Source organism: Streptomyces sp. SID14515 (genome assembly GCF_010548505.1).
In the GTDB taxonomy this organism is placed as follows: Bacteria; Actinomycetota; Actinomycetes; order Streptomycetales; family Streptomycetaceae; genus Streptomyces; species Streptomyces caviscabies.
The window spans coordinates 1-6,464 of sequence record NZ_JAAGMH010000042.1 but is presented as its reverse complement, the minus strand read 5'-3'; the positions used below and the strand labels follow the sequence as shown (position 1 = coordinate 6,464).

The window sequence follows — 6,464 nt, the reverse complement described above, 5'->3', positions numbered from 1 at the left end:
GCCAGGGGCGTGGGCGGGCTGCGCGCCGGCCGCCTCGTGCCGGGGCTCGGGGACGGGCCTGGCCGGGGAGGAGATCTCCCAGGCGTCGGCCGGGCGGGCGGTACGGGCCATCACCGAGAGCGGGTCGGCGTCCAGCTTCTGCTGCGGGCTGGGGGCGAACTTCACCGGCAGCTCGACCAGGTGGCGGGACATGATGTTGCCGACCCAGCGCAGCTCGCTCTCGCCGACGCCGAGCTCCAGGTCGGGCAGGCGCATCAGGAGGGCGTCGACGCCGACGTCGGCGATGGCGCGGCCGATGTCCTGTCCCGGGCACTCGTGGGGGCCGCCGCTGAAGGCGAGGTGGGCGCGGTTGCCGCCCATGTCGGCGGTGAGGTCGGGGCGGACGGCGGGGTCGGTGTTGGCCGGGGCGATGCCGACGAGGAGGGCGTCGCCCGCCTTGATCTGCTGGCCGCCCAGCTCGGTGTCGCCGACCGCCCAGCGGCCGAAGACGGCGGTGAACGGCGGCTCGTCCCACAGTGTCTGCTCCACCGCCTCGGGCACGGTCATGTGCCCGCCGCTGAGCCGGGCGCGGAAGCGCGGATCGATGAGGACCATGCGCAGCACGTTGGCGATCAGGTTGGCGGTGGACTCGTAGGCGGCGATGAGGATGAGTCGCAGATGCTCGACGACCTCGATGTCGGTCATCGTCGCGGGGTGCTCGACGAGCCAGCTGGCGAAGTCCGGCGCGGGGTCGGCGCGACGCCGCTCCACCAGGCGCGTCAGCACGGACACGATGTGGGCGTTGCTGGCGACGGCGGTCTCGGTGCCACGGGTCATGTCGCGGGCCGCCTGGACGAGGCGCTCGTCGTACTCCTCGGGCATGCCGAAGATCGCGCACATCACCATCATCGGCAGATGCTCCGCGAACTGGCTGACCAGGTCAGCGGTACCCTTCTCGCAGAAGTCGTTGACGAGGCGGTTACTGAAGCGGTTGATGTGGCGGCGGACGCCGCGGGTGTCGATGCGCTCCATGCTGTCGGTGACCGCGCCGCGCTGCCGCTCGTGCTTGGCGCCGTCGGCGAACACACAGACCGGCTGCCAGGTGAAGATCGGGGCGAGCGGGTGGTCCGGGGCGACGCTGCCGTCCTGGAGGGCCCGCCAGCGCCGCGAGTCCCGGGAGAACTGGGAGGGCGTACGGGTGAGGTGGAGGTTCTCGCTGTGGCCGAGCACCAGCCAGGCGGGGACGTCGCCGTGGAGCAGGACCGGGGCGACCGTGCCGTGTTCGGCGCGGAGTTTGTCGTAGAGGCCGGCCGGGTTGTTCTCCGCCTCGGGGCCGTAGAGGCGGCGCAGTCCGCCGGGGCCGATGTCGAGGTTGTGGGCCGGGCACTGGGGCGGCGGCACGGCACCGGGTTCGTGGTGGAAGGGGGTTGTCACAGGGGCTCCAGGGATCAGGAATTCCAGGGCTGGTGCACAAGCGGGCGCGCGGGGCGGGGCGTTCGGGCGCGGACCGGGCCGGGGGCGTACGCCGGGGAACGGCGCGCGCCCCCGGGCGGGTCCGGTCACCGGGCCCCGGGGTGCGGGGGCGTCAGGCCAGCGGGACGGCCAGGCTGTGCAGATAGCGCATCAGGGTCATCAGCACATCGCGGCTGGAGGCCCGCAGCCGGGCGTCGCAGTCGATCATCGGGACCTCGTCCGGCAGGTCGAGGGCTCTGCGCAGGGCCTCGACCGGGTGGTGCGGCGCGTCGGGGAAGGTGTTCACGGCCACCACGAACGGCACGCCGCGCTCCTCCAGTCGGCCGATGACGTCGAAGCTGACCTCGAGCCGTCTCGTGTCGATGAGGACGACCGCGCCGAGTGCGCCCTCGAAGAGGCCGTTCCACAGGAACCAGAAGCGTTCCTGGCCGGGGGTGCCGAACAGATAGAGGATCAGTTCCTCGCTGAGGCTGATCCGGCCGAAGTCCATGGCGACGGTGGTGGCGGTCTTCGTCTCCACCCCGGCGTTGTCGTCCACGCCGACGCCGGCCTGGGTCATGGTCTCTTCGGTCGTCAGGGGCCGGATCTCGCTGACCGAGCCGACCATGGTCGTCTTGCCGACGCCGAACCCGCCGACGATCACGACCTTCACCGCGGCGGTGGCCGTGGTGGGAAGGACGTCCTCGGTGCGCGGTCCGGTGATCGTGTCAGAGCTTCTGAAGTCCATGCATCACCGCTTCGAGAAGGGACCTGTCGGGGAGGGTGGCGCGGACGATCGGCGCGCGCGACTCGATGAGTTCGGTCGCGAGGAGATCGCTCAGGAGCGAGGTGACCACGCTGAACGGCAGGCTGAGATAGGCCGAGATCTCGGCGACGGACAACGGGGCCTGGCAGAGCCGCAGGATGGCCGCCTGCTCGGGCTGGAAGGTCGGCGAGGGCTCCGCCTGCGCGACGACCATCGTGACCAGGTCGAGCGCGGCCCGTTCGCTGTCGTCGAGATCGCCGGTGATCACGTACAGCCGTTCCGGATCGAGGAGATCCGGATCGGCCTTGCGGCGTTCTCGTCGAGGACCACTCATCCGGACTGCCCGCCGTGGCGGGGCGGACTGGTCAGGTGGGCTCCGATCCGCACGACCATGTCCCGCATCCGGGCGCCGACGAGTCCGGCGTCGACGGTCTCGCCGGCCAGGACCGCGAGGTAGGCGCCGGCCCCGGCCGCCATCAGGTAGAAGAACCCGCCCGTCACCTCGATGACGACGAGCTTCATGAGGCCGTCGCTGTACGGGATCTCGGTGGCCACCGCGGCGGCCAGGCTCTGCAGTCCGGCGCAGGCCGCCGCGAGCCGGTCGGCGACGTCGGGGTCGCCGCCGTGCATCGCGATGCGCAGGCCGTCCGAGGAGAGCACCACGATCTGGTGGATGCTCGGAACGTCGTCGGCCAGTTCCTTGAGCATCCAGTCCATGTTTCCCCGCTGCTGGATCACTTCAGGTCTCCCTTGTCCCACGCGTCATCGGAGTCTTCGCCGTGCTTTCGTTCCTGCGGTACGCCGTTGACGGCCTTGGTGAAGGCCTCCAGCCACAGGCCGGGGGGCTTCTCCTCGCCGCGTCCGTCGTCCGTGCCCTCGTCCCGGCCGGGCTGGAACCCGTTCGTGGGGGCGGGGGTCGGCGGCGTGGGCTGCTGCGGGAGGTTGTGCGAGCCGAGCGGGGCGCGGCCCCGGCTGCGGCGCTGCGGCAGCCCGTTCTCGGTCCACTCGGTGACCACGGGAAGGTCGTCCTCCATGGCCGCCGATGGCATGGCCGGGCGCGAGGTGGCCGCGGGGGCTCCGGTGGAGACCGGTGCGGCCACGGACGGCACGGGGCCGGTGGCGGCGGGCTTGGGCTTGCGCTTGCCGGGCGGCGGCACCACGTGCTGGAGCTGCGACATGTCCAGCGAGCTGGTGGGCCGTGAGGTGGCGCCGATGCCGTGGGCGATGCCCGGGGCGGGCCCGGTGGTGATCATGTCGCGCGGCACGATGAGGACGGCGCGGACGCCGCCGTACGCCGACTGACGCAGCGACACCTGGAGCTGGTACATCCGCGAGAGCCGGCCGACGACGGCCATGCCGAGGCGCGGGGACTCGCCGAGGTCGTTCATGTTGATGCCGGCCTGGGCCTGGGCGAGCATGTTCTCGGCCCGGGCGCGGGCCTCCTCGCTGAGGCTGACGCCGCCGTCCTCGATCTCGATGGCGATGCCGGTCTGCACCTCGACCGCGGTGACGTGCACCCGGGTCTGGGGCGGCGAGTAGCGGGTCGCGTTGTCGAGGAGTTCGGCGCAGGCGTGGATGAGCGGCTCGACCGAGGTGCCGACGATGGCGACCTTGGCGATCGAGTGCAGATCGACGCGCTGGTACTCCAGGATGCGGGACATCGCGCCGCGCAACACGCTGAACAGCGGTACGGGCTTGGGCCACTGGCGGCTGGGGCGCGCGCCGCCGAGCACGGCGATGGAGTCGGCGAGGCGGCCGATCAGCGCGGTGCCGTGGTCGATGCGCAGCAGGTCGTCGAAGACCTCGGGGTTGCGCCCGTAGTGGTCCTCCATCTCCCGCAGTTCACTGGCCTGGCGGTGCACGATCGCCTGGACGCGGCGGGCGACGCTGACGAAGGCGCGCTGAGCGGAGTCACGCCGCGCCTCCTCGTTGTCGATGACTTCGAGGACCTGGTAGACCTGCTCGCGCAGTGCCTTGGGCAGATGGCGGTTGGCCACGTCCGCGTCGACGATGTCGCGCATCACTTCTTCGGGCGAATTGCCCACCCGCAGCCGCCGGATGGCGGCGGGCATGACGTCCTTGGTGAGCCGTACCGTCTCGGCGTCGTGCGAGAGGATGCGGTGTTCCAGGTAGGCGATGCGCTGCTCGTACTCCGCGCGCTGGACGCGCATGGCGCGCCGGCGGCGGTGCAGCGCCACGGTGAGTACGGCGACCACGAGCGTGGCGATCGCGCCGCACACGGCGACTGGTATCCGCGCGGCCGGTGCGACCAGGGCCGATCCGGCGGCGGTTGCGCCGAGGAGCAGGGCCACGGGCAGCAGGACTACGCGGACGACGGGAATTTCTCTGTCGGTCGGCGGTGATTCAACACGGACCATCTAAAACCCTCTGGCGGTTGATTCCGGGATGTATGCGCACGTGAGCGGAGACTCAGGAACAAGTGCTCGAATTCATCTCAACTCGACTTCACTGCGCGTGAGCTTAGCCAGATCAGAACAGTGCTTCGGCATATTCACCCAACCCCCTGCGGAAGCCCGCCGAGAGGAATACACTCACCAGTTTTCCTACTCAGCGCTTCGGCGCGTGTGCGGTGAGTGATCGAGGCTGAAAGTCGCCGCCCACCGAGGCCGCAACCACCGAGATCTGGGGTGCTCAATCCATCGAAATGGCACATTCACGGTTGAATTGACGAGCCATCAACGACTCTCATCCACCAGAACCAGCCAAAGGCACAGGTGATCGAACCGGATCGAAAGGAGCAGATTCCTCGACGACGGGCGGGTGGTGCGAAAAGACGCCGTGCTGACGCGTATACGAAGGCCCCGCGCGAAGCCCCCGCACGAAGGCCCTCCGCCGCGCTCGATCCGACCGCCCTCAGCGCCGGGCGCCGCCGAGCCGCCCCTCCAGCTGTACGAGCAACTCGCCGAGCCGGGCGCCGAGTTCGTCGCGGCCTCCCTCGTCGAGACCGGCGAGCACCGCGCGTTCGTAGGCGAGCTGCTCGGGCAGCAGCCGGTCGACCAGGGCACGGCCCTCGTCGGTGAGGCGGACATGGGCGACCCGCCGGTCGCGGTCGTCGCCCCGGCGGTCGACCAGGGCCCGGTCCTGGAGGGCGCGCAGCCGCTTGGTGACGGCGGCCCCGGAGGAGAAGGTCTCGCGGGCCAGCTCGCCGGGGGTCAGCTCCCGGTCCGTACGGCGTACGGCGCCGAGGAGGTCGAATTCGGCGCGGGTCAGTCCGGCGGAGCGCAGCGGGGCGTCCTCCGCCTGCTGGAGGAGGGCGGCGCAGCGGTTGATCCGGCCGATGATCTCCATCGGTCCGGTGTCGAGCTCGGGGTTGACGGCCTGCCACTGCCGGACCACCGAGGCAACGATGTCGTCGGTCACTCCGCTCCGATCGAAGGGGCGCGGACCGCGGGTCCTCGCCGTTGTGCTGTCGCGGCGAGCGTACGGTGTCCGGCCTGCTCGGCCGCGAGAAGGCGCTGCTCGGGCAGGGCGCGCTGCCACCATTCGCCGGCCGCGGTGTCGCCCGCCTCGCGCAGTTCGACGAGGCTCGCGGTGAGCGTCCGGCGCGCCCGGTCGCGTTCGGCGGGGGCGGCCCCGGGGTCGGCGCCGGTCCGCTCGGCGTCGGCGCGGGCCCGGCGGGTGGCGTCGAGGGCCCGCTCGACCCGTCCGGCCGCCCGCCGGTTGGTGACGAGCGTCGCGGCCAGGAATCCGGCGACCGCGCCGAGGACGGTGTCCAGGACCCGGTCGCCGATCAGCTCACCGGCCGGATGGGTACCGCCGAACTCCAGGACCAGCAGGGCCATCGGGGTCACCGCGACGGAGCCGAGCCAGTAGTTGCGGGTGATGAGGGCCTCGGCGGCGAAGCTGAAGAAGAGGCAGCAGCAGACGAGGGCGAGCGGGCTGATCCGGGACACCGGCAGGACGGCCGCGAAGACGAGGACGCCCAGGAGGTTGCCGAGGGTGCGCTGGAGGGCCCGGTTCCAGGAGAGGGTGATGTTGGCCTGGTAGAGGGAGGCGGCGGTGACGATCGCCCAGTAGGGGCGGCCGACGCCGAGCGCGGCGCAGAGGTACCCGGCGAGCGCGCAGCCGGTCAGGGTACGGACGGCGACGGGCAGCAGCGGCGATCCGGGGCCGAGGCGGCGCAGCAGGGTGCGCCGGGCGGCGCGGCGGCCTTCGGGGGTCCGCAGGGCGGCGCGTTCGGCGTCGATCCCGTAGAGCTCGTCGGCGGTGCCGGGGGCCGGCGGCGGCGCGGGCACGGGCCCCCGGG

Annotated in this window: 7 protein-coding genes; all 7 read right to left on the bottom strand. The window is 71.7% G+C overall.

Going from position 1 to position 6,464, the window contains the following annotated elements:
• On the bottom strand, nucleotides 1-1,413 hold a 1,413-nt coding region (locus G3I54_RS08365; RefSeq protein WP_164612608.1), incomplete at its 3' end, for a cytochrome P450.
• 151 nt (nucleotides 1,414-1,564) lie between these two features.
• Nucleotides 1,565-2,179: an ATP/GTP-binding protein gene (locus G3I54_RS08360; protein ID WP_010058144.1), complete on the bottom strand. Its 615-nt coding sequence runs from the start codon at nucleotides 2,177-2,179 to the stop codon at nucleotides 1,565-1,567.
• Nucleotides 2,160-2,531 (bottom strand): DUF742 domain-containing protein, encoded by a 372-nt coding sequence (locus tag G3I54_RS08355; RefSeq protein WP_103509680.1) that lies wholly within the window; start codon nucleotides 2,529-2,531, stop codon nucleotides 2,160-2,162. Before G3I54_RS08355 ends, G3I54_RS08360 begins: the two co-directional genes overlap by 20 nt.
• The gene (locus G3I54_RS08350; protein WP_007454741.1) at nucleotides 2,528-2,935 is read right to left on the bottom strand and encodes a roadblock/LC7 domain-containing protein; all 408 of its coding nucleotides are present in this window, start codon (nucleotides 2,933-2,935) and stop codon (nucleotides 2,528-2,530) included. Before G3I54_RS08350 ends, G3I54_RS08355 begins: the two co-directional genes overlap by 4 nt.
• Nucleotides 2,932-4,575: a sensor histidine kinase gene (locus tag G3I54_RS08345; RefSeq protein WP_164612605.1), complete on the bottom strand. Its 1,644-nt coding sequence runs from the start codon at nucleotides 4,573-4,575 to the stop codon at nucleotides 2,932-2,934. Before G3I54_RS08345 ends, G3I54_RS08350 begins: the two co-directional genes overlap by 4 nt.
• Before the next feature lie 496 nt (nucleotides 4,576-5,071).
• Complete coding sequence (locus G3I54_RS08340) at nucleotides 5,072-5,578, bottom strand: MarR family transcriptional regulator (protein WP_164612603.1); 507 nt, start codon at nucleotides 5,576-5,578, stop codon at nucleotides 5,072-5,074.
• On the bottom strand, nucleotides 5,575-6,464 hold an 890-nt coding region (locus G3I54_RS08335; protein WP_164612601.1), incomplete at its 5' end, for an FUSC family protein. The genes G3I54_RS08340 and G3I54_RS08335, both read right to left, overlap by 4 nt.

What these genes read in the sequence shown, in the direction of transcription:
- G3I54_RS08360 (WP_010058144.1), bottom strand. Translation starts at nt 2,179, where the DNA reads ATGGACTTCAGAAGCTCTGACACGATCACCGGACCGCGCACCGAGGAC.
- G3I54_RS08355 (WP_103509680.1), bottom strand. Translation starts at nt 2,531, where the DNA reads ATGAGTGGTCCTCGACGAGAACGCCGCAAGGCCGATCCGGATCTCCTC.
- G3I54_RS08345 (WP_164612605.1), bottom strand. Translation starts at nt 4,575, where the DNA reads ATGGTCCGTGTTGAATCACCGCCGACCGACAGAGAAATTCCCGTCGTC.